The 22,999-nt window shown below is 68.4% G+C and carries 22 protein-coding genes; 8 read left to right on the forward strand and 14 right to left on the reverse strand.

The window, feature by feature from the left end; translation table 11 throughout:
* Positions 1–8 precede the first annotated feature (8 nt).
* The 6 genes from AB0K11_RS01110 to fabG form a co-directional block, all read right to left on the reverse strand.
* A complete protein-coding gene (locus tag AB0K11_RS01110) occupies positions 9–407 on the reverse strand; it encodes a hypothetical protein (protein WP_364971525.1) in 399 nt (132 codons plus the stop codon).
* 198 nt (positions 408–605) lie between these two features.
* Complete coding sequence (locus AB0K11_RS01115) at positions 606–1,790, reverse strand: CoA transferase (RefSeq protein WP_364971526.1); 1,185 nt, start codon at positions 1,788–1,790, stop codon at positions 606–608.
* Positions 1,791–1,803: 13 nt separating this feature from the next.
* Entirely contained in the window at positions 1,804–2,472 is a 669-nt protein-coding gene (locus tag AB0K11_RS01120; protein WP_364971527.1) for a GntR family transcriptional regulator, read from the reverse strand.
* Between the two features lie 3 nt (positions 2,473–2,475).
* Positions 2,476–3,669 (reverse strand): acyl-CoA dehydrogenase family protein, encoded by a 1,194-nt coding sequence (locus AB0K11_RS01125; protein WP_364971528.1) that lies wholly within the window; start codon positions 3,667–3,669, stop codon positions 2,476–2,478.
* Positions 3,666–4,880, reverse strand: coding sequence for an acetyl-CoA C-acetyltransferase (locus AB0K11_RS01130; RefSeq protein WP_364971530.1), 1,215 nt, complete (start codon positions 4,878–4,880; stop codon positions 3,666–3,668). Before AB0K11_RS01130 ends, AB0K11_RS01125 begins: the two co-directional genes overlap by 4 nt.
* Positions 4,880–5,620, reverse strand: coding sequence for a 3-oxoacyl-ACP reductase FabG (gene fabG / locus AB0K11_RS01135; RefSeq protein WP_364971531.1), 741 nt, complete (start codon positions 5,618–5,620; stop codon positions 4,880–4,882). Before fabG ends, AB0K11_RS01130 begins: the two co-directional genes overlap by 1 nt.
* A gap of 98 nt (positions 5,621–5,718) precedes the next feature.
* On the opposite strand from fabG, the gene AB0K11_RS01140 reads away from it, so the two are divergent.
* Entirely contained in the window at positions 5,719–6,882 is a 1,164-nt protein-coding gene (locus tag AB0K11_RS01140; protein WP_364971533.1) for an acyl-CoA dehydrogenase family protein, read from the forward strand.
* Positions 6,883–6,931: 49 nt separating this feature from the next.
* Positions 6,932–7,750 carry a mycofactocin-coupled SDR family oxidoreductase gene (locus AB0K11_RS01145; protein ID WP_364971535.1) on the forward strand — a complete coding sequence of 273 codons (819 nt, stop codon included), beginning with the start codon at positions 6,932–6,934 and terminating at the stop codon, positions 7,748–7,750.
* On the opposite strand, the gene AB0K11_RS01150 is transcribed toward AB0K11_RS01145, so the two are convergent.
* The 6 genes from AB0K11_RS01150 to AB0K11_RS01175 all read right to left on the reverse strand — a co-directional run bounded on the left by AB0K11_RS01150 (position 7,737) and on the right by AB0K11_RS01175 (position 13,157).
* Positions 7,737–8,666 carry an alpha/beta hydrolase gene (locus tag AB0K11_RS01150; protein ID WP_364971536.1) on the reverse strand — a complete coding sequence of 310 codons (930 nt, stop codon included), beginning with the start codon at positions 8,664–8,666 and terminating at the stop codon, positions 7,737–7,739. The genes AB0K11_RS01145 and AB0K11_RS01150 overlap by 14 nt on opposite strands.
* A complete protein-coding gene (locus AB0K11_RS01155) occupies positions 8,663–9,301 on the reverse strand; it encodes a TetR/AcrR family transcriptional regulator (protein ID WP_364971537.1) in 639 nt (212 codons plus the stop codon). Before AB0K11_RS01155 ends, AB0K11_RS01150 begins: the two co-directional genes overlap by 4 nt.
* Positions 9,301–10,644 carry an NAD(P)-binding domain-containing protein gene (locus AB0K11_RS01160; protein ID WP_364971538.1) on the reverse strand — a complete coding sequence of 448 codons (1,344 nt, stop codon included), beginning with the start codon at positions 10,642–10,644 and terminating at the stop codon, positions 9,301–9,303. The genes AB0K11_RS01155 and AB0K11_RS01160 overlap by 1 nt, the downstream gene beginning before the upstream one ends.
* A 49-nt stretch (positions 10,645–10,693) precedes the next feature.
* Positions 10,694–11,788 carry a phosphotransferase gene (locus AB0K11_RS01165; RefSeq protein ID WP_364971539.1) on the reverse strand — a complete coding sequence of 365 codons (1,095 nt, stop codon included), beginning with the start codon at positions 11,786–11,788 and terminating at the stop codon, positions 10,694–10,696.
* The gene (locus AB0K11_RS01170) at positions 11,785–12,636 is read right to left on the reverse strand and encodes an SDR family NAD(P)-dependent oxidoreductase (RefSeq protein WP_364971540.1); all 852 of its coding nucleotides are present in this window, start codon (positions 12,634–12,636) and stop codon (positions 11,785–11,787) included. Before AB0K11_RS01170 ends, AB0K11_RS01165 begins: the two co-directional genes overlap by 4 nt.
* Before the next feature lie 68 nt (positions 12,637–12,704).
* On the reverse strand, positions 12,705–13,157 hold the full coding sequence (locus tag AB0K11_RS01175) for a MaoC family dehydratase (RefSeq protein WP_364971541.1): 453 nt from the start codon (positions 13,155–13,157) through the stop codon (positions 12,705–12,707).
* 1,379 nt (positions 13,158–14,536) lie between these two features.
* Here AB0K11_RS01175 and AB0K11_RS01180 point away from each other — a divergent pair.
* Together AB0K11_RS01180 and AB0K11_RS01185 are read left to right on the forward strand one after the other, a co-directional pair.
* Positions 14,537–15,283, forward strand: coding sequence for a hypothetical protein (locus AB0K11_RS01180; protein WP_364971542.1), 747 nt, complete (start codon positions 14,537–14,539; stop codon positions 15,281–15,283).
* Positions 15,283–17,121 carry an EAL domain-containing protein gene (locus tag AB0K11_RS01185; protein ID WP_364971543.1) on the forward strand — a complete coding sequence of 613 codons (1,839 nt, stop codon included), beginning with the start codon at positions 15,283–15,285 and terminating at the stop codon, positions 17,119–17,121. Before AB0K11_RS01180 ends, AB0K11_RS01185 begins: the two co-directional genes overlap by 1 nt.
* Here AB0K11_RS01185 and AB0K11_RS01190 read toward each other — a convergent pair.
* A complete protein-coding gene (locus AB0K11_RS01190) occupies positions 17,068–17,865 on the reverse strand; it encodes a hypothetical protein (protein WP_364971544.1) in 798 nt (265 codons plus the stop codon). The genes AB0K11_RS01185 and AB0K11_RS01190 overlap by 54 nt on opposite strands.
* Before the next feature lie 672 nt (positions 17,866–18,537).
* On the opposite strand from AB0K11_RS01190, the gene AB0K11_RS01195 reads away from it, so the two are divergent.
* Both AB0K11_RS01195 and AB0K11_RS01200 read left to right on the forward strand, forming a co-directional pair.
* On the forward strand, positions 18,538–19,215 hold the full coding sequence (locus tag AB0K11_RS01195) for a TetR/AcrR family transcriptional regulator (protein ID WP_364971545.1): 678 nt from the start codon (positions 18,538–18,540) through the stop codon (positions 19,213–19,215).
* A 56-nt stretch (positions 19,216–19,271) separates the two neighbouring features.
* Positions 19,272–19,919 (forward strand): TetR/AcrR family transcriptional regulator, encoded by a 648-nt coding sequence (locus tag AB0K11_RS01200; RefSeq protein WP_364971547.1) that lies wholly within the window; start codon positions 19,272–19,274, stop codon positions 19,917–19,919.
* Positions 19,920–19,929: 10 nt separating this feature from the next.
* On the opposite strand, the gene AB0K11_RS01205 is transcribed toward AB0K11_RS01200, so the two are convergent.
* Positions 19,930–20,331 (reverse strand): PAS domain-containing protein, encoded by a 402-nt coding sequence (locus tag AB0K11_RS01205; RefSeq protein WP_364973600.1) that lies wholly within the window; start codon positions 20,329–20,331, stop codon positions 19,930–19,932.
* Positions 20,332–20,553: 222 nt separating this feature from the next.
* Between AB0K11_RS01205 and AB0K11_RS01210 the strand changes: the two genes are divergently transcribed.
* Both AB0K11_RS01210 and AB0K11_RS01215 read left to right on the forward strand, forming a co-directional pair.
* Positions 20,554–21,786, forward strand: coding sequence for an acyl-CoA dehydrogenase family protein (locus AB0K11_RS01210; protein WP_364971548.1), 1,233 nt, complete (start codon positions 20,554–20,556; stop codon positions 21,784–21,786).
* The gene (locus tag AB0K11_RS01215; protein WP_364971549.1) at positions 21,787–22,908 is read left to right on the forward strand and encodes an acyl-CoA dehydrogenase family protein; all 1,122 of its coding nucleotides are present in this window, start codon (positions 21,787–21,789) and stop codon (positions 22,906–22,908) included.
* The last annotated feature ends 91 nt before the right edge of the window (positions 22,909–22,999 follow it).

Genomic DNA, 22,999 nt, shown 5'->3' on the forward strand with positions numbered 1-22,999 from the left:
CGTGCGGTCTAGGGAGCGGCGTGCGGCACCGGCCCCAGCACACCCGGGGGGCACGGCGAGGGAAGGAACAGGCCGTAGCACCAGCCCGGCGGAATGGGCGGCGGCGGTTTGAACCCCTGGCCCGGCGGCGGTCCTGGCGGGTTCGGCCCGTCCCAGATGTTCTGCGCGACGTTGCCCTGCCCGTGGTAGACGAACCAGTACTCGTGGCAGATGCTCTCGTCCCAGCGGACCGGGTTGACCCTCTTGTTCCCGGTCTCCACCGGCGGATCGCCCGGGCACCACGTATTGGGGCCGCCGGGAGGCGTCTGGGCTCCGGCGACGCCGGGGGACAGACCGAGACCGGTGGCGGCAAGGGACGCGGACAGCAGTGCTCCGGCGATCAGCCGCTTCCGGTGGTGAGTGGTCATGTGGCTTCTTTCTCGTCATGCGCCCGTCGGCCGCGGTGAGCCGAGTCGACAGCGGCGCGAGCGCTGCCGATCCCAACAAGCCGGTGATCCGAGTGTGGCAGTGCACGCGAACGTTGTGTCGGTATTCTGCGAGGCCGACGTGTGCCGGCACATGAGGTGATCACCTCATATTCGGTTCCCCGGCCACCCCGGGAAACGTCACACGATTTCCTGACGCCGCAGGTCGGCGATGTCCGTGGCACCGTAACCGATCTCACCGAGGATCTCGTCGGTGTGCTCGCCGAGCAGCGGCGCCCGCCGGCGGATCGTGCCGGGCGTCTCGGACATCCGAAACGGTGTGTCGAGGATCGGCACGTCACGCGATGCGCCGGGGAACGGGACGCGCTGCAGATAACCCATCGCCCGGACGTGCGGGTCATCGAGCACGTCCTGTGTCGAGTGCAGGGGGGCCGCAGGCAGTTTCGCGGACTCGAGCAGGGCGAGCACTTCGGCCTTCGTCTTGTCCGCGCACCATGCCGACATCAGATCGTTCAGTACGTCGCCGTGTTTCCACCGCTTGTCGTCGTCGGCGAACCGCGGATCGTCGAAGAGGTCCTCCCGGCCCATCAGCCGGCACCACCGCTTGAACATCGGCTGCCCCGCCACCTGCAACAGCACCCAGCCGTCGTCGGCGGTGCGGTACAGGTCGCAGGGCGCCACCGACGCCCCCTGGTTCCCCATCCGGGGTTTGTCGGTGCCGAGCAGTTCACGCTCGATCAGGAAGGCGTTGGAGAGCATCATCGCGGTGGGCAGCAGCGCGCCCTCGACGTGTTGGCCCTGACCCGTGCGCTCGCGGTGGTACATCGCCATCATCACGCCGATGGTCAGGGTCAGCGCCGTGCCGAAGTCGGCGTAGGGCACGACGGTCCGGATGGGCAGGTCGGGCAGCCCCTGCCGGAACACCGCGCCCGACATGACCTGTCCCGCACCGTCGAATCCGATGCGATCGCTGTAGGGACCGCCCTCGCCGTAGGCGGTGGCACTGGCCAGGATGATGTCGGGCCGGATCGCGCGCAGCGTCTCGTAGTCCAGCCCGTTGGCCCGCATGCCCGCAGCGGGCATGTTCGCCACGACGATGTCGGCGCCCGCCACCAGCGTGCGGGTGATCTGTGCGCCGGCGTCGGTGGTGGTGTCCAGCGTCAGCGAGCGCTTGTTGCGGTTGCACTGCAGGAACGTGCCGCCCTCGCCGCCCTCGGTGACCGCCTGCACCCAACGGTCCTCGCCGCCTTCGCGTTTCTCGACGCGGACGACGTCGGCGCCCATGTCGGCCAGCAGTGCGCTGCACCACGGAGCGGCGATGAATCGGCCGAAGTCGAGCACCCGCACACCGTCGAGGACACCCATCACGCGGCCCTCTTCACCGGACCACTCCGCGGGTCAGCAGGTGAGCGATCAACGGTTCCGCGCCCGCCGCGAGATGCTCTGACATCACCTCGCGGGCCAGTGATTCGTCGTGCGCCGCCAGCGCGGCGAGCAGCCTGCGGTGATGGTCGGTGGACTGGGCGGGCCAACCGGCGATCGTCGGGAACACCGCCTCCGGCGCATATCTGGTGATCAGCGACATCAGCTGCGCCAGCTTCGGCGAGTCCGCGGCGACGTTGATGGCGCGGTGGAAGTCGTGGTTGAGCCGCGTCGCTGCCTCGTCGTCGTCGCGGGCATACGCAAGCTCCAGCGCCTCCTGGATGGCGGCCAGCTCGCGGACCTGCTCGTCGGTGACCGCGCCGGCCGCTCGTGCGGCGAGCTCACCGCCGACGTGGGCCTGCAGGTTCGCCACATCGGCGATGTCACGGCTGGTGACCGGCAGCACCACGAATCCCCGGCGCGGCTGCTGGTCGAGCAGGCCTTCGGCGCGAAGCGCGAACAGTGCCTCACGCACCGGCGTGACACTGATCCCGAGCTCGACGGCGAGCTGGTCGAGGCGGATGTACTCCCCCGCCGGGTAGCTGCCGTCGAAGATGCGCCTGCGCACCAGCCGGGCGACGTCCTCCGAGAGCTGAGGGCGGACAACGAATTCGGGGACGGTCATCGGTCAGACCCGGTAGTCGGCCAGCAGGCGCTTGCTGATGATGTTCTTCTGGATCTCGCTGGTGCCCTCGCCGATGAGCAGGAACGGCGCATCGCGCATCAGCCGTTCGATCTCGTACTCCTTGGAGTAGCCGTAGCCGCCGTGTATCCGGAAACTCTGCTGGGTGACCTCCGAGCACACCTCGCTGGCGAAGTACTTGGCCATCCCCGCCGCGACGTCGTTGCGCTCCCCGGAGTCCTTGAGCCGGGCGGCGTTGACCATCATCAGATGCGCGGCTTCGACCTTCGTGGCCATCTCGGCCAGCTGAAAGGCGATCGCCTGGTGCTCGGCGATCGGCTTACCGAACGTCTGGCGCTGCTGTGCGTACCGGACGGCCAGCTCGAAGGCCCGCACACCGACGCCGCACGCCCTGGCGGACACGTTGACCCGGCCCACCTCGACGCCGTCCATCATCTGGAAGAAACCCTGCCCGGGCGCCTCCCCGAGCACGGTGTCCGCGGCGGCCTGGTAGCCGTCGAAGATCAGTTCGGTGGTGTCGATTCCCTTATACCCCAGCTTGTCGAGCTTGCCGGGGATCAGCAGGCCCGGCGCGACCTCGCCGAAGCCGGCCGGCTTCTCGACGAGGAACGCGGTCAGGTTGCGGTGCGGCTTGTCGGCGCCCTCGTCAGTGCGTACCAGCGCAGCCACCAGCGTGGAACTGCCGCCGTTGGTGAGCCACATCTTCTGGCCGTCGATCGTGTAGCCGCCGTCGCCGTTGCGCCGGGCGCGGGTGCGGATGGCGGCGACGTCGGAGCCGAGTTCGGGTTCGGACATCGAGAACGCGCCGCGGGTCTCGCCGGTGGCCATCCGAGGCAGGAAGTGGCGTTTCTGTTCGTCAGTGCCGTGCTGGCGGATCATGTAGGCGACGATGAAATGGGTGTTGATGACGCCCGACACGCTCATCCACCCGCGCGCCAGCTCCTCCACGCACAACGCATAGGTGAGCAGCGACTCACCGAGGCCACCGTACTCCTCCGGGATCATCAGCCCGAACAGGCCCATCTCCCGCATCGCATCCACGATCGCCTGCGGGTAGCTGTCGGCGTGCTCGAGTTCCTGAGCGGTCGGGATCACCTCTTTGTCGACGAACTGCCGCACGGTGGAAAGGATCTCGGTCTGAACCTCGCTGAGTCCCAGTGTCTGCGCGAGTCTGGTCATGCGTCCGCCCTCTCGAACACGGCCGCCAGCCCCTGCCCGCCGCCGATGCACATCGTCTCCAGCCCGTACCGCCCGCCGCGGCGGTGCAGTTCACGCGCCAGCGTCGCCAGCATGCGACCCCCGGTCGCCCCCACCGGGTGGCCGAGCGAGATCCCCGAGCCGTGCACGTTGGTGCGCTCCAGATCTCCTGCCGTGAAACCCCACTCGCGGGTGCAGGCCAGCGCCTGCGCGGCGAACGCCTCGTTCAGTTCGATGAGGTCCATGTCGGCGAGGCTGAGTCCGGCCTTCGCCAGCGCGGACGCGGTGGCCGGGACCGGGCCGATGCCCATCTCCTCTGGCGGTACGCCGGCGACGGCCCACGAGACCATCCGGACCAGCGGCGTGAGACCGAGGTCGGCGGCCCGTTGCGCGGTGGTCACCAGGCACATTGCGGCGGCGTCGTTCTGTCCGCTCGAATTCCCAGCCGTCACAGTGGCTTCCGGGTCCGTCCTACCGAGCACGGGTTTGAGTTTCGCCAGCGACTCCAGCGAGGTGTCGGCGCGGGGGTGCTCGTCGGTGTCGACCACCTCCGTCCCGCTGCGCGTGGACACCGTGACCGGGACGATCGTCTCGGCCAGCAACCCGTCGGTCTGCGCCCCGACGGCACGCCGGTGGGACAACACGGCCAGTTCGTCCTGCTCCTCGCGCGGGATCGAGTACCTGCGGCGCAGGTTCTCGGCGGTCTCCAACATTCCGCCGGGCACCGGGTGGTGCCTTCCGCCCGCGGTCGTCCTGCCGCGCGCGAGCGCGTCGTGCACCGTGATGCCGCCGCGGGCGCCGCCCCATCGCATGTCGGTGGAGTGGAACACCACGTTGCTCATGGACTCGGCGCCACCGGCGACGACGACGTCGTTGTGGCCGCCGGCCACCTGCATGCACGCCTGGATCACCGCCTGAAGTCCGGACCCGCAGCGACGGTCGATCTGCATGCCCGGCACCGTCACCGGCAGCCCCGCGTCCAGCGCGATCACCCGCCCGATCGCCGGCGCCTCCATGCTCGGGTAGCAGTGCCCGATGATCACGTCCTCGACCGCGTCGGGGGCGACACCGGTCCGTTCGAGCAGTCCCTGCAGCGCGGCGACGCCGAGGTCGACGGCGGTGAGCGCGGTGAGCGATCCGTGGTAACGCCCGATCGGGGTGCGCACGGGTTCGCAGATGACCGCCTCACCCATCACAGATGCCGTCCCCCGGTGACTTCGAGGACCGTGCCCGTCATGTAGGAGGACAGGTCGGAAGCCAAGAACAGGGCGACCTTGGCGACCTCCTCGGGCTCGCCGGCCCGGCCCATCGGGACCTCGGCCACCTTGGAGTCCCAGATGCGTTGCGGCATGGCCTCGGTCATCGCGGATCGGATCAGCCCCGGCTGAATGGCGTTGACCCGCACACCGAGATGGGCGAGCTCCTTCGATGCGGCCTTCGTCATCCCGACGATGCCCGCCTTGGCCGCCGAGTAGTTGGTCTGCCCGACCATGCCGACCTTGCCCGAGATGGACGACATGTTCACGATCGCGCCGCGCTTGTTCTCGCGCATCACCGCAGCGGCTGCCCGCAGGCCGTTCCAGGTGCCCTTCAGGTGGACGGCGATGACCTGATCGAACTGGTCCTCGGTCATCTTGCGCAGGGTGGCGTCGCGGGTGATCCCGGCGTTGTTGACCATGATGTCGAACCGGCCGAACCGTTCGGTCGCCGCGGCCACCAGCGCGTCGACGTCGGCGCCCGACGTCACGTCGCACCGCACCGCGACCGCCGTGGTGTCCCCGCCCAGCCGCTCGGCGGCGGCCTGGGTGGCTTCCAGATTCAGGTCGCCGAGCACGACGCGTGCCCCCTCGGCGACGAACTGTTCGGCGATGGCCAGGCCAAGACCCTGCGCACCGCCGGTGACGACCGCCGTCTGACCACTGAGCAACGACACTGACTGCCCCTCTCCTCGACCCCGGAACCGCCCCGGTTCGGGCGATCATATTTCATATACGATGCACGAGAACCGTGGCCCGCGGAAGGAGATGCTCCATGAGTGAAGTCGGCGACGAGGATTTCCGCGAGATCCTCGACCAGACGCGGCACTTCGTGCGCACCGCCGTCGTACCGCGCGAACAGGAGATCCTGGCCGACGACCGCGTCCCCGACGATCTGCGGGACCAGGCCAAGAAGATGGGACTGTTCGGCTACGCGATCCCCCAGGAATGGGGCGGACTCGGCCTCGACCTCTCCCAGGACGTCGAGCTCGCGATGGAATTCGGTTACACCTCGCTGGCGCTGCGGTCGATGTTCGGCACCAACAACGGCATCGCCGGGCAGGTGCTCGTCGGTTTCGGCACCGATGAGCAGAAGGCGCGCTGGCTCGAGGACATCGCTTCCGGCGCGGTCATCGCTTCGTTCGCGCTGACCGAGCCCGGCGCCGGTTCGAACCCAGCGGGCCTGCGTACCAAGGCGGTTCGCGACGGCGAAGACTGGGTGATCACCGGGAGCAAGCAGTACATCACCAATGCGCCGACGGCGAACCTGTTCGTCACCTTCGCGCGCACCCGGCCGGCGGACTCCGACGGGCCGGGCATCGCGGTGTTTCTGGTTCCCGCCGACGCCGAGGGTGTCGGGGTCGGCGCCAAGGACGCGAAGATGGGCCAGGAGGGCGCCTGGACCGCGGACGTCAACTTCGACGACGTCCGGGTCGGAGCCTCGGCGCTGATCGGCGGGGCCGAGGACATCGGCTACCGCGCCGCGATGACCTCACTCGCCCGCGGACGCATCCACATCGCCGCGCTGTCGGTCGGGGCGGCCCAGCGTGCGCTCGACGAGTCGGTCGCCTACGCCGCCTCCGCCACCCAGGGCGGCACGCCGATCGGTAGCTTCCAGCTCGTCCAGGCGATGCTCGCCGACATGCAGGCGGGGGTGATGGCGGGCCGTGCGCTGGTGCGCGACGCGGCCAGGATGTGGGTGACCGGTGAGGACCGCCGGATCGCCCCGTCGACCGCGAAACTGTTCTGCACGGAGATGGTCGGTAAGGTCGCCGACCTGGCGGTGCAGGTGCACGGCGGCAGCGGCTACATGCGTGACGTGCCCGTCGAGCGGATCTACCGCGACGTCCGGTTGCTGCGTCTCTACGAGGGCACCAGCGAGATCCAACGGCTGATCATCGGCGGCGGGCTGGTACGGGCGGCGCAGCGCCGAAGCTGAGCCACCTTCGATCGGCACCACATCACCCAGACCAATGAGGAGTACGAACTTGAGCGAGAGACTCACCGGCAGGGTCGCTTTCGTGACCGGCGCAGCACGCGGACAGGGGCGTGCACACGCCGTCCGGCTGGCCTCCGAGGGCGCCGACATCATCGCGGTGGACGTCGCGGGCAAGTTGCCGTCGTGCGTTCCCTATGATTCCGCCACGCCGGAGGACCTCGCCGAGACCGTCGATCTGGTGGAGGCGACCGGACGGCGGATCCTGTCCACGGTGGTCGACACCCGCGATCACGACGGACTCCGCGAGGCGGTTGATGCGGGGGTCGCCGAGCTGGGCCGGCTCGACGTCGTCGTCGCCAACGCGGGAATCACCGCACCGCAGGCGTGGAACACCATCACGCCCGAGGACTTCCGCGACGTGACCGACGTCAACATCACCGGCACCTGGAACACGGTGATGGCAGCCGCGCAGCATCTCATCGACGGTGGCCGCGGCGGGTCGGTGATCCTGATCAGTTCGGCCGCAGGGTTGAAGATGCAGCCGTTCATGGTGCACTACACCGCCAGCAAGCACGCCGTCACGGGCATGGCGCGGGCGTTCGCCGCCGAACTGGGCAAGCACCGGATCCGGGTCAACAGCGTGCATCCCGGAGCGGTCAACACGCCGATGGGCACCGGCGACATGGTGGAGGGACTGGTGCGCGCCGACGCGACGAACCCCGGCCTGATGAACATGGTCACCCCGTTCATCCCCGACATCGCCCAGCCCGAGGACATCGCCGACGCGGTGGCCTGGCTGGCCAGCGACGAGTCACGTTTCGTCACCGCCGCCGCGATCGCCGTCGACTGCGGCTCTACCCAGTTCTGACCGGCGGGGCCTGCTGCGCGAGCGCGCGCCGCAGAAAGCCGATCTGGTGTCCGGCGGCGGTCATGAACCAGTCGTGCCCCGGCCACACGTCGAAGTGGTCGCACGGGTAATGGTGCACCTGCGCGCGGGCCTGCGCGGCGGTCCTGGCCACCGAGTCCGCAGGCACGAACCGATCGAAGTCGGCGATCTGAACCAGGACGCGGGCACGAATCTGCTTGGCCTCCTTACCGGTCCGGATCTTCATCAGTTCGAACCCGATCCCGGCGTCGATCTCGTTGCGCCACGTCGGTCCGGCGATACGGCGGTAACTCTCGTAGGCGCCGTCGAGGGCGAGCGCACCCGACTCCCCCGGCGGCGCCGCCAACGGCATCAGGGACGGACGCCGCCCCCGCGCCACCTGCACCCGGCTCTTCACACCCACCAGGGTCCATCGCAGCGCTGCGAGGAGATCCCGGTGCGCCACCGCCGCACGGCTCGCGGCCAGTCCACTGGTCAACGGGGTCATGGCGATCACCGCGGCGACCTCCGGGCACTGGGCGGCCACCCGTAGCACGTGACTGCCCGAGAACGACGAGCCCCACAGCACGACGCGGCGGCGGTCCACGCCGGGTAGGCGCTGCGCGGCGGCCACTGCGGCCCGGTAGTCCGCCAGCTGTCGGGCGACGGAAACACTCTGGCGCGGTAGACCTTCCGATGAGCCGAAGCCGCGATAGTCGAAGGCCATCACCTGCAGGCCGGCGGCGCTGAACTGATCGGCGAACGGCGCCAGTCCCGAATCCTTGGTACCGCCGAACCCGTGCGCCATCACCACCACCGGACGCCCGCCCGGTGAGTCGAAGTCCGCGCCGCGCGCCGGGAAATGCCAGGCGCTGCAGGTGACGCCCTCCGATTCGAAGGAGATCTCGTTGTAGGTCATGCAAGCTCCTGCGATCGGTCGGGGGCGGTGTTGATGCCGTAGATGGCGCCCAGCCAGACCGCGGCGGCGCCGTCCAGGAGCTGTGCCGGAGTCAGCGTCCCGCCGAGTGTCAGCCGTTCCAGCAGCCGGTCGTTGAACTCCAACAGCACGGTCGCCAGCACCTCCGCGTCGGCACCGGCGGGCGCGACACCCGCGGCGCGGTCGGCACGGATCATCGCCGCGATCGAGTCGACGAAGGCCTCCCGCGCGCTGTCCCAGATGTGGCGCACCGAGGCGCTGGACCCCCGCGCCTCGAGCATCGCCGAGAACAGGTGCCGGTGACGCTCCCAGGTGTCGAAGAGTCCGTCGAGCATCGCCCGCACCCGCGCCGGCGGTGGCTGTCGCATCGCGGTGAAAGTGTCGTTGACGACGAAGGTCTCGTCGACGATGCGCTCCATCAGCGCCGCCACCGCCGCCGCCTTGTTCTCGAAGTAGAAGTAGAACGCCGACCGCGTGACGCCCGCCTGCTGCGCGATGTGGGCGATGTTGACGTCGTCGAGGGTCGTCTCGCGCAGCCATTGGTCGAGGGCGGACAGGATCGCGTCGCGCCGCGCGTCGCTACGGTTCGGTGGCCGGCGGTCGGTCGTCGACCTCATTACACCACCGGTATCCGCGGTGCGGCTGCGGCTCTCGTTGCGCCCGCGGGTAGCTCGCGGGTCCGGATGTCGTGTTCGTAGTAGAAGTAATCGACCTGCTGGGTGTGTCGCGGCCGGTCCGTGCAGTGCCCGACGTAACGCTGCTGATCGGCGTCGATCACCCGTTCCATCTCAGCGACCGGCGGCAGTGCGTAATGCCCGATCGCGTACGCCGCCAGCAGCCGGGACTGGCACTCGACGAACGGGAAGAGCGTCGGGACGGCCTGGGCGAAGCCGATGAACGCCAGATCGGTGATGCCGGGCAGGAACATCCGCTTGTAGAGTCGAATGGTGTTGTCGGGTGCGCTGATGACGTCAGGGTCGAAGAACGGGAACGTGATGTTGTAGCCGGTGGCGTACACGATCACGTCGAACTCGTCGCTGGTGCCGTCCTCGAAGTGGACCGTCCCGCCGTCCAGTCGGGCGACGTTCGGTTTGGGGATCACGTCGCCCGAGCCGAGACGCAGCGGCAGCTCCACCGACTGCGTCGGATGGGCCTCGAAGAGTTTGTGGTTCGCCGGCGGCAGGCCGTACCGGGTCGGGTCGGTGCCCATCGCCGGCGCCAGCATCTGCAGCGCCTTGCGCTGCCACGACAGCGGGAGGTAGGGGGTGGTGCGCCACATGGTGTCGCCGGGGCGGCCCGCGATGTACTTCGGCACGATCCAGGCGGATGACCGTGTGGACAGCGTGACGCGGTTCTGCAGCGCCTTGGACGACAGTTCGACGGTGATGTCGGCGGCGCTGTTCCCCAAACCGACGACGAGGATGCGCTTCCCGGTGAGCTCGAGCGGGGCCGTCGGATCGATGTAATGGTGCGAGTGGATCGACTCTCCGGTGAAGGTGCCCGCGAAAGCCGGGAGCCGGGGGTCCCAGTGGTGGCCGTTGGCGACCACCAGCAGGTCGAAACGGCGCCGCTCCCCACCCTCGTCGAGGATCTCCCAGCCGCCCTCGTCGAGGCGATCCGCGCGGACCACGCCGTTGCCGAACTCGATGTGGTCGAGCAATCCGAAGGTGTCGGCGTAGGCGTCCAGGTAGTCCTTGACGTCCGAGTGGTGCGGGAAGGTGGGAAAGTGTTCCGGCATCGGGAAGTCCTTGAACGACAACCGTTGCCGGGAGGTGTCGATGTGCAGCGAGCGGTAAGCGCTGCTGTGCCCGTTCGGGTTTCCGAATGCCCAGTTGCCGCCGATGCGGTCCGAACTCTCGAACGTGGTGTAGCGCACCCCGTAGTCGTTGAGCATCTTGCCGGCCGTCAGGCCACTGATGCCCGCACCGATCACTGCGACGTGCCGATGCTGTGTGGCCATGCCCACCTCCTGCTGTGATGCAGGACACTAACAGCGCGTTTGACACACGTCAATGAACATTGACGTGTGTCAAATACTGGGCGGCGGCCTGCTCGGCGGAGTCGGCCTCGGCGACCAGTTCGAGCGTCTGCAGGTCGCGGACGGCCACACAGGCGCGGTGCAGCATCGCGAGCACCAGATCCGCGGACCGTCCTCCGGGTTCCGTCGCGGCGAGTGCCGACCCGCAGCTCAGCACAGCCTGCAACATGGCGTACCGGAAATCGTGCCAGCAGGTTTCGAGGTCATATCCGATGACTCCGTGCTCGACCAGCGCGGTGTGATACACCGTGACGAGCTCGTGGTCGACAGCCGATCTGAGTCCGGGCTCCAGCCCGGTTCCGGCCAGGCAGGCGACGTCCCGCGCGGGCAGTCCGACCGTGAGTGTCCGCCAGCCGGTCACCCGGACCGCTGCACCGTCGGGAGAGAACAACAGGTGCTCGAGGCGGAAGTCACCGTGTAACAGGCTGTATCGTCCCTGGACCGCCGACACCCACGATCCGACCGCGGTCATCGCCCCGAGAAGGGTGTCGGTGTCCTCGGCGGAGATGCGCGCACCGAACCGCTCGACGATCCGCTGCCCACTCGCCCGCGCGGCGACCCCGAGCGCCTTGGCCGCGGCGCTGTCCGGCATCGACGCGACGAGACCAGGGAGACGCAACCATTCGGGCGCGCACCAGGTCGGTGCGTGCAATCCGGCGATGGCCGCGACGGCCACCCGTGCCCGCTCCTCGTCGCAGCCGTCCGAATGGTCCAGCGCGACCGCCGGCGCCGGATCAGCCAGCAGCAACCCGAAATCCCTTGTCTCGGGATCGATCTCACAGAGGTAACAGTCGGGCACCGGGACCTCCACGCAATCGCGGACCGATGCGTAGAACGCACACTCGCTGCGATATCCAGAGCCTCCGGGCATCTTCAGAACGAAAGTGTCCGGCAAGTCCGGCTGCGCAGCCGCATACGTCGGTCTCAGCCGGAACGCTCGGTCGTCGGCGGGACCGATCGGCGAAACGTCGACGGCGTCCACACCCACGTCACGGCCTCCCGCACCGAGCACCGCCGCCAGCCAGGAACCGGTGACCTCGGGAAGACGCGGGTGCGGCGGGCTCACGTCGCTGCTTTCTCCGCTCCTGCGGCGGCCCGTTGACGAGCGACGAACCGGATGGCCATTCGCTGCATCAGGCCCGGTGCGAAGCGGGCGAACAACCATCCGGCGTACGCCTGACGGGGTGTCACCAGTAGGGCGCGGTTGCGCTGCACGGCGCGCAATGTGTCGCGCGCCAGCCGGTCCGGGTCGTGGAAGTGCTTGCTGCCCTGACCGCTTCGGTAGAACTCCCGGCCGTCGAAGCGGCCCACCGCGCCCTTGTCCAGGATGGGCGTCTCCACTGCGGTCGGGCACACGGCAAGTACTCCGATACCGTGCGCCACCGCTTCGCTGCGCAGCGCCAGCGACAGCCCGACCACCGCGTGCTTGGTCATCACGTAACTCGTGATCTGGCCGGCGGCAGCCAGGCCTGCCATCGATGCGGTGTTGACGATGTGGCCGCCACCCTGGCGGATCATCTGTGGGTAGGCCGCCGCCACCCCGTGCACGACGCCCCGGATGTTCACGTCGATGATCGCGTTCCAGTGCGCCAGGGTCAGGAGTTCGGTGTCCCCCGCCCACGTGATGCCCGCGTTGTTGAACATCAGATCGAGCCGGCCGGCGCGTGCGACGACGCCGTCCACCGCGCCTTGCACCGCGGCGGCGTCGGTGACGTCCAGGCGGGCAGACCGTGCGGGCGCGCCCAGCCCGTCGGCCGTGCGTGCGGCGGCATCCGCGTCGATGTCGGTACAGAGCACCTCGGCCCCGGCGGCTGCGAGCGCACGGCACAGCGCGGCCCCGATACCGGAACCGGCGCCCGTGACGATGGCCTGTTTGCCGGAGAGATAGGACAACGTGCCTCCCAGTCGCGCCATGCCCAGCCGCCGTGACGATACGTCCACTGTAAGCAATACGGTAGCGACGCGGGCCGGCCCCGCCTGGGTCAGCCGATGAAACGGACGATCGACTCCGCGACCGCGGCCGGCTTGTCCGATCCGTCGACCTCGACGGTCACGGTCATGGTCGCCTGCACGGCGCCGTCGAGCTGCTTGACGTCGGCGATCTCGGCGCGTGCGCGCAGCTTCGCGCCGACCGGGACGGGGGTGATGAACCGAACCTTGTTGTAGCCGTAGTTGATGGCCATCGCGACGTTGTCGACGCGGTACAGCTGGTGGGTGAAGTGCGGCAGCAGCGAGAGGGTCAGCAGCCCGTGCGCGATGGTGCAGCCGAAGGGGCCCTCGGCCGCGCGCGCCGGGTCGATGTGGATCCATTGGTGGTCGTCGGTGGCGTCGGCGAACAGGTTGACCCGCTCCTGACTGACCTCCAGCCATTCGGTCGGACCCAGCTGGACACCCGACGCGGCGACGAGCTCGTCGAGACCGGCGAACACCTTCATGATTTCTCCTCTCGACGCCGACCTCGGCGGCAACCTGGACCACAAGATAGCTGTTCGCCGCCCGCGTGGGACCACCCGGCACGGCAGATCCGCAGTACCGTGCACAGGGCTGCGGTTCTCCGCTCGCGGGCACGAGCCGCCTCGAGACCGCGCCTGTGCGGGCCCACCCCTGCTCCAGGTCGACCGTCGAGTCGTGTGCTGCGACCTGTGCCAGCGTCCTCCTCTGACGGCCCCGCGTCTCGAGGCTCACCGCCCACGGGCAGACCGGCTGGTCGAATCGAATAATCAGTCCAGGATTTACGCCGCCGCCATTTTTTTGGTCGCATTAATTGGCGAAGCCGTCACACGACCGATAGATGTGGACGTTGACGCAGCGGACAATTGGACGGCAGTAACAGTTATTAGCCGGGTGTGAGCGAAGACACGTTGATTGGTCACCGCGCCGAGTGCCTGATCTGCGCTCTGGCGTCGATGGCGAACGATATTGCCGTTGCGTCGACGGCAAAACGCAAAGCCTGTCAACCTATCGTGCCGCCATCGTTTACCGGCGCACCCGGCAGTTTTGATCATGAATGGCACCCCGGCCCGGAGCGTCCTGGGACACCGTCCCGTGGAGCGAACGCGGTCACGGCTCGTGCGTCGTCGGCCGCGCCGGTGATAGCACGGGTCGCGGTGGACGCCCCGGGTGACCCGCGTCGTTCGGTACCCGACCGCATCGGCGAAACCTGTGCGTACGCCGAGAATCCACGCGCAGCGACGCGATCGGCACCGTCGCCGGTGAACCTTGTGAACGTTCAAGCATCGGCGGCGACCGGGCAAACACCACCAAACCGGTCGTACGGCGCCGCGAACGACCCCCGGAGGGCTCCGCGGGGTCATGACGCGGTGATGTCCCCCCGGGGGCGCTCGACCTTCGGCTCGCATTTCGGCCCGCCCGCCCAGGCCGGCGAATACGCCCGGCCACTCTTGCAGACGAATCTCACCGCGCCTGCCCGGACGCTGTGCGCCACTCTCCAATGGCGGTGAAATCGGCATCCCGGCTCATCTCCCGGGCAAACACGAAAAATTGTGATGCGGCCACTCGGCGGCACCTATCGGCCCACCGAAACTATTGCAAAGTTCGCCAGCCGGCGCCGATGAGGCAATACGACCAGCGGTGACGAAGATTAGCCGAGATTGCCATCTTTCGCGGCCTGGGTGCGAACTCCGATGCACGCTCGTCACCATTAAGCGCAATGCTGGACAAGTCTCTCTTGCTAGCTGGAATTGAAGTCGCCGCGGACGGGATACTCACTAACGCGTATTCGTAACCCCGCGTGATGCGCGCCAGAATCAGCCGCTTCGACCCCGGTGGTCGGCTGCCCGAAGGATGGACTCACATGACCGCTCCCCAGCTAGACACCTTCGGCGCAGTCGGCCTGGGCCTGGAGACGAGCCCCAGCTGGTGGGACCCTGACAGCGAATGCACCATTGTGGTGGCACAGCCGACGGCCGAACCGGAGCTGTGGGGCGAGTATGTTCGCGGCGCCGAACTCAGCTATCGGAAGCACGGTGTGGAGGCGGCCCTGGACGTCCCGGCATTGCGTCGCGGAAAAGACACGGCATTGTTTTGCGTGGGAATCAATACCGAGGGGCGCGTGGTCGGCGGCGTGCGAGCAAAGGGTCCCTATCGTAATGTCGACGAATGCCATGCCGTTGTCGAATGGAGCGGTCAACCGGGATTGGACGCGGTACGAAAAATGGTCAGCGATCGATTGCCGTTCGGCGTCGTGGAGATCAAATCGGCGTGGGTGTCCGATGACCCCGAACAGAGCCGTACGTTGACGAATGTGTTGGCGCGTATGCCGCTGCATTCGATGGTAATGCTCGATATTCAATTCGCCGTCGCCACCGCAGCGGCTTACGTGCTCAACCGCTGGCTATCATCGGGAGGTGTGCTGGCGGCCAGGATCCCGGCGACGCCGTATCCCGACGAGCGGTACCAGACCAAGATGATGTGGTGGGACCGTCGCACCTTCGCCAACCGCGCGGACGCCCATCAGGTGTCCACGTTCTTCACCGAGTTGCAGAAGATCGCGGCGTCGACCGGAGTCGCACAGCCTGCGGCAGCCGCCGCGAGCACGTGATGGCCGAAGGAGCCGACCCGGGCAGCCTCGACGATCTCGTCGCGGCCGTCGCCACCCACCTGATGGCGGTCGATGCGGCGACATCGGTGCCGGCCAGTGAACGGGTACTGGCCATCCTGACCGCTTACTTCGGCGTCGACGCCGGTTTCCTGCGGCACAACGACGACCGCGGCCGGGTGTCCCGCCTCATCGCGCAGTGGCCGCCTCGCGACACCGCCGACGTCGACCTGTCCACCGCCGTGCCGTTGGAGACGGACGCGGACCTCGGCCGTGGCCGGCTGCTCGGCGAGCCCCTCGTCCTCGAGCAGCGGCCCGACGCCCTGTCCCCCTCACCCGCACACGGATCGATCGAGACGGCCCTGGTGCCCCTGCTGTCGGGTGACATGACCACGGGCGTCCTCGGCTTCGCCACGACGGGCCACCGCGACTGGAAGCCGACAGAACTCAACGCCCTCAAAGCGATCGCATCGCTGTTCGCACAGGTGCAGGCGCGCATCGGCGCCGAGGACAGGTTGCGCTACCTCGCCGACCACGACGACCTCACGGGCCTCTACAACCGCCGGGCGCTGTGGTCGCATCTCGACGCCAGGCTGGCCGCGGGCCGGCCGGGGCCGGTGTCGGTGCTCTTCATCGACCTCGACCGGCTCAAGGCCATCAACGACTACCTCGGCCACACCGCCGGTGACTGGTTCATCCGGATCCTGGCCGAGCGCCTCCGCCAGGACGACGCGGACGACAATCTGATCGCGCGACTCGGCGGCGACGAGTTCGTGGTCGTGCCCGCCTCGCCGCTGGCGGCCGAGGAGGCCGAACGACTGGCCTATCGGCTGCAGGAGGTGCTCCGGGAGCGGGTCTCCATCGACGGCGAGATGCTGACCCGGACCGTCAGCATCGGCGTCGCCGTCGGGGTGCCGGGGCGCGACACCACGTCGAACCTCCTCAGTCGCGCCGATCAGGCGGTGCTGACCGCGAAGTCGCACGGCGGCAACCAGGTCGCGGTCTACTCGGCGGAGATGTCTCTCGACAGCGAGTTCCGCAACGACATCGAACTGCACCTGCAGAACGTGATCGAGAGCGGATCGCTGGTGCTGCACTACCTGCCGGAGGTGGACATGCGCACCGGCGAGATCCTCGCGGCCGAGGCACTCGTGCGGTGGCAGCACCCCACCCGGGGGCTGTTGTCGCCGGACGCGTTCATCGGCGTGGCCGAGTCCATCAATCTCGCCGGCGAGCTGGGCCGGTGGGTGATGCGCAACGCGTGCGCGGAGTTCGCGCGCTGGCGAGCGGCCGGCGTAGGACACGGAATCGTGCTGCGTATCAACGTTTCCCCAGTTCAGCTGGTCACCGACGGCTTCATCGATTCGGTCGCCGACATCGTCGGAGAGTTCGGTCTCGAGCGTGGTTCGGTCTGCCTGGAGATCACCGAGAGCGTCGTCGTGCAGGACATCGAGACCACGAGGATCACGATCGGCGGCCTGAAGGACGTCGGTGTGCAGGTGGCGATCGACGACTTCGGGACGGGTTACAGCGTGCTGTCGCTGCTGAAGTCACTGCCTGTGGACGCGCTCAAGATCGACAAGGGCTTCGTGCAGGACCTCGGCTCCAATCCCGGTGACCTCGCCATCGTGCGCGCGATCATCGCCCTCGCCGAGGCGTTCGATCTGCAGCTGGTCGCCGAGGGGGTGGAGACCGAGGCCGCAGCCCTCGCGCTGTTGCGGCACGGCTGTCACCGAGCACAGGGATTCCTGCTGTCCAGGCCGCTGCCCGGCGATGCGATGAAGTCGCTACTGGCCGGCGGGCGGGTACCGGTGCACTTCGCGCCCACGCCCAGCGTCTGACCGCAACGCCCTGCCGTCGCGGGGCGTGTGACGCAGCTGCCGGTTCACGGACTGACAGGTCAGCGCGCGCTCCGGGAGCGCGGTCCCGGTGTTCAGCAGTTCGAGCCGGGCGAACCGGCTGGCCGACTGACTCACCAGGCACAACTGCGCGTATCCGTCGTAGCCGTGCAGTGGCCGCTCACCGGCGGCCACCGCGTGACCGTCGGCCGGAGCGATCGTCACCCCGTGCCGGGCACGGACCGCATACGGGCCGTCGACGCTGTCGACGACCACACCGGCGACTTCGCCGTCCTCGAACACCACGCGCTCCAACGCGACACCGTCACGAACCCTGATGCGCCGGTCGCGCGCCTGCCCGGCGAGCCAGTCGGCCAGCGAGGGCGCCGCCGTCGCAGCCGTGGCCACCGCGCCGAGCGGCTTGACCTCGATCGCCCGCCCGCTGAGTGTGCGCATCGTGGTCGTCTGCCAGTCCGACACCCGTGAGTGCAGCAGCCCGTACGGCGAGCGGAGGCACTCCGAGGCCCAACCCCTGAGCTGTCCGCCATAGAAGGGCTCCACCCATCGGCCGTCCCGTTCGTCAGCGGTCTGGGCCCGCACCACCCGCGTCGGCAGCTCCATGTCGCCCGCGACGGGGTCGAGCCTCGCCAGGTCGTCCGACAGGGCCGTGAAGTAGTCGCGCGTCTCGTCCTCATCGGGTGCTTGGGTCAGCCATCCCCGCTCGAGATGAGAGGGAGGCGGCGCCATGACTTCGTCGGCGATCGTAAGCGGCGCTGTGGCGATGAACACCTCGGCGCCGGCGTCTACGGCGACGACGGCGCTCGCGAGGGCTCCAACGGCCCCTCCGACACAGACGACATCAACTTCTTCGTCCCACATTGTTAACTACCTCGACGTTGCTGATGGACGCGGACTCGAGAACGGGTGATCGAAGCGGCGGTCGATCGCGGCCGTCGATCGCGGCGAATCATGGTTGATGCGACGGTATTCGACGCTACGGAGGGCCGCCGCCGGACATCGGCGCGACGGCCGGGTGATTCAGTGATTTGAGTCACCACAGCCCGCACTGACCAACGAGGGGTTTTGCCAGGACGGGCGGTGGCAACAGCGCCACGGTATCACTCGAGCGACCTGCGCAAACGCTGCGGTTACCGGTTCGCCGACGCGCCGCCATGCTCGGGCGCATGCCGGGCCCTCTCGGGAGCCTCGAACCGAAAGTCATCACGATCGGGCACTTTACATACCTATGGCATGTTTTGCACCCTCTCAGATGACTTAGAGTATTGACGTGTCGTTAAATCACCAGCGACCGGCCATCCCTCGGGGATTCGGCGGGCGATCAATCCACCAGCGGGTCCCCTGCCCGTCCGCCGCACTACAGAGCGGATCGACCGTCCGTCCCGCCGCCGAGATGGCGCCGTGAGCGATCAGGCCGACCGGAAAGCCGACGCCACCCGCCTGCTGATCGTCCAGGCCGCGGCCCGGCAGTTCTCCCGGCGCGCATACGGCATGGTCAGCCTCGACGACATCCTGGCCGACGCGGCGGTGACCAAGGGGGCGATGTACTTCCACTTCCGGTCGAAGTACGCGCTCGCGGTGGCGATCGTCGACCACCGGGCCGAACAGAGTCGCGCCGTGGTGGCCGAGGTGCTCGCCCGGCGCCTGCCTGCGACGGAGACGCTCATCGACGTGATGTTCGTGATCGCCGTGGAGGACCTCGGCGACCACCTCGCCAGAGCCGGCCTGAACCTCCTCGAATCCATCGGCCGCACAGACGGACTGGCCACCCGCGTGCACGGTTCGTGGATCACCGGCTTCTCGGGCATCGCGCAACGCGCCATCGACGAGGGTGACCTGCTGGACGGTCGCGACGCCGATGGCGTCGCACGGCTGCTGGTCGCGATGTACCTGGGGATCCGGCAGACGAGCGACCTCGACGACCCCCAGCCGTTCCTCGAGCGGCTCGTCGACGCCTGGGAGGTCGTACTGCCCGGCATCGCACGGCCCGACCGGCTGAACTACCTCACCCAGTTCGCCCGGCGGCGCGGTGCGCAGGCGCTCAAGCGGGCCTCCCCGCTGCCCGCCGATGACTTATGATCGCCATCCGGGCTGCAGTCCGGAGAACACGAGGCCATCGCCGGAGGTGAGCGCCTATGCCGCGGCAGGCCCGCTCTGAGGCGACGCGGCGCCGAATCGTCGACGCAGCGGTCGACCTCATCGGCGAGATCGGTTATCCCGCAGTCGGTCTGGGAGACATCATCGAACGGGCCGCGCTGACCAAGGGCGCGCTCTACTACCACTTCGACTCCAAGGAGTCACTGGCCGTCGCCATCATCGCCGAGGGCGGGGCCAATTTGCTGGCCACGTTCCACAGCATCAGCGAATCGAACTCGCCTGCGCTGGAGAACATCATTCACGGCCTGTTCATGGTGGTCGACCGCGTCTCCACCGACCCGCTCACCCGCACCGCCGCTCAGCTGCTGCGGGTGTTCGGCGGATTCAGCGAGGTGTCCCGCCAGGTCTACGCGGGCTGGCTCGCCGAGATGGTGGGCGAGGTGCGCCGCGCCTCCACCGAGGGAGACCTGCGGGAAGGCCTCGATCCGGGCGCAGTGGCCGAGACCATCGTCTGCGCGATGCTCGGCGCCGAATTGTTGTCGGGTGTCGACGACGACCTGCGCAACCGGTTGACCCGGATGTGGCAAGTGCTTCTTCCTGCGGTCGTCGCCGACGAGTCGCTCGACTACTTCCGCGAGTTCCTCGCCCGCGAGGCGCTCCGCGCGCCGTCGCCACCGTCCGACTAGGCGCTCGACCTCAGAGTTCTTCCACCCACAGCCGCTCGGTGAGGTCCTGGAACGTGGCCAGCGCAACCGGGTCGTCGCCGCGCAACAGCGCGGACCGGCTCATCTGCGCGCGGACCACCGACCCTTCCCGGTCCACGAGCTCGACGATCATGTCCGCGTGCTCGTGCACGACTGACAACACGGACCCGTCGGCGGGAATCGTGGTGCAGATGTCCGCGAACCGCATCTGCTGGACATCGTCGGCGCTGCGACCCAGCATCGCGGCGAATGCGCCGTTGGCGAACAGGATGGCGCCGCCTTCGGCAACCGCCAGCACGGGCACGGGGAACCGCTCGAGCAGCACCAGCGCCGGCATCTGCTCGAGCAGCTCCCTGGGTGATCGATTGTCCTGACTGCTGCGGCGCCGATCCACGATGCGGGTCCTGTCCATGAGTGAGGTGGAGCCAGTGTGGCCTCCGGCCCGGCGTCACGCCGCGCACAGCAAAGCCTAGTCGGCCGTCATCATCACCGATCGCCGCCGCTGCGGCGGGTGATTGACCAACAATCGCCGCCCTGGGTGTCCGAGGGCCCGTTCACCTCACCTGACTAACTAGGTTTACTCTGTGCGTACCCACAACGACGCACAGGAGGTCCGATGGACCTGGACTGGTCACCGGACGACCTGGCCTTCCGCGACGAGGTACGCGCCTTCCTCGACGACCGGCTCACCCCCGAGCTGCGGCAGGCGGGCCAGTTGATGACGAGCGTGTACGCCGACCACGACGCCAGCATGGAGTGGCAGCGCATCCTCCACGAGCGGGGCTGGGCGGCGCCCGCGTGGCCCGTCGAACACGGCGGCTGCGACTGGACCCTGACCCAGCACTACATCTTCAGCCGTGAGACCACCCTGGCGGGCGCCCCGTCGCTGTCGCCGATGGGTATTCGGATGGTCGCGCACGCGATCGTCGAGTTCGGCACCGACGCGCAGAAGGAGTACTTCCTGCCGCGGATCCTGACCGGCGAGGTGTTCTTCTGCCAGGGCTACTCCGAGCCCGAGGCCGGCTCCGACCTGGCCGCGCTGTCGATGGCGGCCGTCGACGACGGCGAGCATCTGGTGTGCACCGGGAGCAAGATCTGGACCACCCACGCACAGGAGGCGAACTGGATGTTCGCCCTGGTGCGGACCACCCGCGCGGCGAAGAAACAGCAGGGCATCACGTTCGTGTTGATCGACATGACCAGCCCGGGCATCGAGATCCGGCCGCTGGTGATGACCTCCGGCGAAGAAGTCCAGAACCAGGTGTTCTTCGACGACGTCCGGGTGCCCAAGACCAACGTGATCGGCCGGATCGACGACGGCTGGACGGTGGCGAAGTACCTGCTGGAGTTCGAACGCGGTGGCGGCGCCTCGTCGCCTGCGCTCCAGGTGCTCGCCGAGGAGATCGCGACCGTCGCCGCCGGCCAGCCCGGTCCGGACGGCGGCAGGCTGATCGACGACGCCGCATTCGCGCTGCGGCTCGCCGATGCGAGGATCCGGACCGAGGTGCTCGAGATCCTGGAGTACCGGGTGCTGGCGGCCGTCGCGGCGGGGAAGAACCCGGGATCGGCGTCGTCGATGCTGAAGGTCCTCGGCACCGAGCTGAGTCAGTCGCTCACCGAACTCTCGATGGTGGCGGCGGGACCGCGAGCGCGGGTCTACCAGCCCCACGCGACCAAACCGGGCGGGCCGATCGCCGAATACGAACCGCCCGCGGACGGCTACGTCAGCGGCGAGCCATGGCAGGCCGTGGCGCCACTGCGCTACTTCAACGACCGGGCCGGCTCGATCTACGCCGGCAGCAACGAAATCCAGCGAAACATTCTCGCCAAAGCCGCATTGGGGCTCTAGATGGACTTCACGTTGACCAAGGAACAGGAACTCCTGCGCGACGGGCTGTCGAAGTACCTGTCGACGCGCTACGACCTGGAGAAGAGCCGAGCGGCGGCCAAGACCGGCGCCGGCTGGCAGCCCGAGATCTGGCGCGGGTTCGCCGAAGAACTGGGGATCCTCGGGGCGGGGCTGCCCGAGGACGTCGGCGGCATCGGCGGCGGACCGGTCGAGACCATGGTGATCGCCGAGGCGCTCGGCCGTGCCCTGGTGGTCGAACCCTACGTCGACACCGCGGTGGTCGCCGCGGGACTTCTGCGGCGGGCCGGCGGACCGGCGGCCACGGCGCTACTGGAGAAGATCGTGGACGGCTCGGCGATCGTCGCTCTCGCCGCCACCGAGGCGGCGTCGGGCGATGACTGGCAGCGGGTGGCGACCGAAGCGCGACGCGGCGAGACCGGATGGGAGCTGCACGGCGAGAAGGTCGTGGTGATGAACGCGCCGCTGGCCACCCACCTCCTGGCCACCGCACGCACATCGGACGACGGCGTGTCACTGTTCCTGCTCGAGCAGGATCGGCCGGGCCTGCGCACGCACGGCTACCGCACGATCGACGACCGTCGCGCGGCCGATCTGGTCCTCGACGGCGTGCAGGTATCGGCGGACGCGCTGATCGGGGCGCAGGGACAGGCGGGGCTGTCACTGGCTCAGGCACGCGACGAGGGTGCGGCCGCGGTCTGCTCGGAGGCGGTGGGCGCGATGCGACGGGTGGTGGCCGACACGGTCGAGTACTGCAGGCAACGCCAGCAGTTCGGTCAACCCATCGGCTCGTTCCAGGCACTGCAGCACCGCATGGTCGACATGCACATGGAGCTCGAGCAGTCGGTCGCCGCCACATATCTCGCGGTGCTCAGGCTCGGCGCCGAACCGGCTGAGCGGGCCCGCGCGGTGTCGGCGGCCAAGGTGACGGTCGGCCGCGCGGCGCGGTTCGTCGGTCAGAACGCCGTCCAGCTGCACGGCGGGATGGGCATGACCGAGGAACTCGCGATCGGGCACTACTTCAAGCGGTTGACGGCGCTGCAGTACGAATTCGGCTCGACCGACCACCACCTGAAGCGGTACGCGCAGCTGACCCGACCTTGAGGCACGCCGGCTGGACATGTGTCCGGTTGAAACCGTCCATACCGGCGTGCGATCTCCGTCGGCAGTGTCGACCCCCTGAGCAGTGAGCGAA

Source organism: Mycobacterium sp. NPDC050551 (assembly GCF_040674075.1).
In the GTDB taxonomy this organism is placed as follows: domain Bacteria; phylum Actinomycetota; class Actinomycetes; order Mycobacteriales; family Mycobacteriaceae; genus Mycobacterium.

What these genes read in the sequence shown, in the direction of transcription:
- AB0K11_RS01140 (WP_364971533.1), top strand. Translation starts at nt 5,719, where the DNA reads ATGAGTGAAGTCGGCGACGAGGATTTCCGCGAGATCCTCGACCAGACG.
- AB0K11_RS01190 (WP_364971544.1), bottom strand. Translation starts at nt 17,865, where the DNA reads ATGGCGCCGCCTCCCTCTCATCTCGAGCGGGGATGGCTGACCCAAGCA.
- AB0K11_RS01150 (WP_364971536.1), bottom strand. Translation starts at nt 8,666, where the DNA reads ATGACCTACAACGAGATCTCCTTCGAATCGGAGGGCGTCACCTGCAGC.
- AB0K11_RS01130 (WP_364971530.1), bottom strand. Translation starts at nt 4,880, where the DNA reads ATGGGTGAGGCGGTCATCTGCGAACCCGTGCGCACCCCGATCGGGCGT.
- AB0K11_RS01170 (WP_364971540.1), bottom strand. Translation starts at nt 12,636, where the DNA reads ATGGCGCGACTGGGAGGCACGTTGTCCTATCTCTCCGGCAAACAGGCC.
- AB0K11_RS01110 (WP_364971525.1), bottom strand. Translation starts at nt 407, where the DNA reads ATGACCACTCACCACCGGAAGCGGCTGATCGCCGGAGCACTGCTGTCC.
- AB0K11_RS01155 (WP_364971537.1), bottom strand. Translation starts at nt 9,301, where the DNA reads ATGAGGTCGACGACCGACCGCCGGCCACCGAACCGTAGCGACGCGCGG.
- AB0K11_RS01160 (WP_364971538.1), bottom strand. Translation starts at nt 10,644, where the DNA reads ATGGCCACACAGCATCGGCACGTCGCAGTGATCGGTGCGGGCATCAGT.
- AB0K11_RS01215 (WP_364971549.1), top strand. Translation starts at nt 21,787, where the DNA reads ATGGACTTCACGTTGACCAAGGAACAGGAACTCCTGCGCGACGGGCTG.
- AB0K11_RS01175 (WP_364971541.1), bottom strand. Translation starts at nt 13,157, where the DNA reads ATGAAGGTGTTCGCCGGTCTCGACGAGCTCGTCGCCGCGTCGGGTGTC.
- AB0K11_RS01115 (WP_364971526.1), bottom strand. Translation starts at nt 1,790, where the DNA reads ATGGGTGTCCTCGACGGTGTGCGGGTGCTCGACTTCGGCCGATTCATC.
- AB0K11_RS01185 (WP_364971543.1), top strand. Translation starts at nt 15,283, where the DNA reads ATGGCCGAAGGAGCCGACCCGGGCAGCCTCGACGATCTCGTCGCGGCC.
- AB0K11_RS01200 (WP_364971547.1), top strand. Translation starts at nt 19,272, where the DNA reads ATGCCGCGGCAGGCCCGCTCTGAGGCGACGCGGCGCCGAATCGTCGAC.
- AB0K11_RS01210 (WP_364971548.1), top strand. Translation starts at nt 20,554, where the DNA reads ATGGACCTGGACTGGTCACCGGACGACCTGGCCTTCCGCGACGAGGTA.
- AB0K11_RS01180 (WP_364971542.1), top strand. Translation starts at nt 14,537, where the DNA reads ATGACCGCTCCCCAGCTAGACACCTTCGGCGCAGTCGGCCTGGGCCTG.
- AB0K11_RS01125 (WP_364971528.1), bottom strand. Translation starts at nt 3,669, where the DNA reads ATGACCAGACTCGCGCAGACACTGGGACTCAGCGAGGTTCAGACCGAG.
- AB0K11_RS01120 (WP_364971527.1), bottom strand. Translation starts at nt 2,472, where the DNA reads ATGACCGTCCCCGAATTCGTTGTCCGCCCTCAGCTCTCGGAGGACGTC.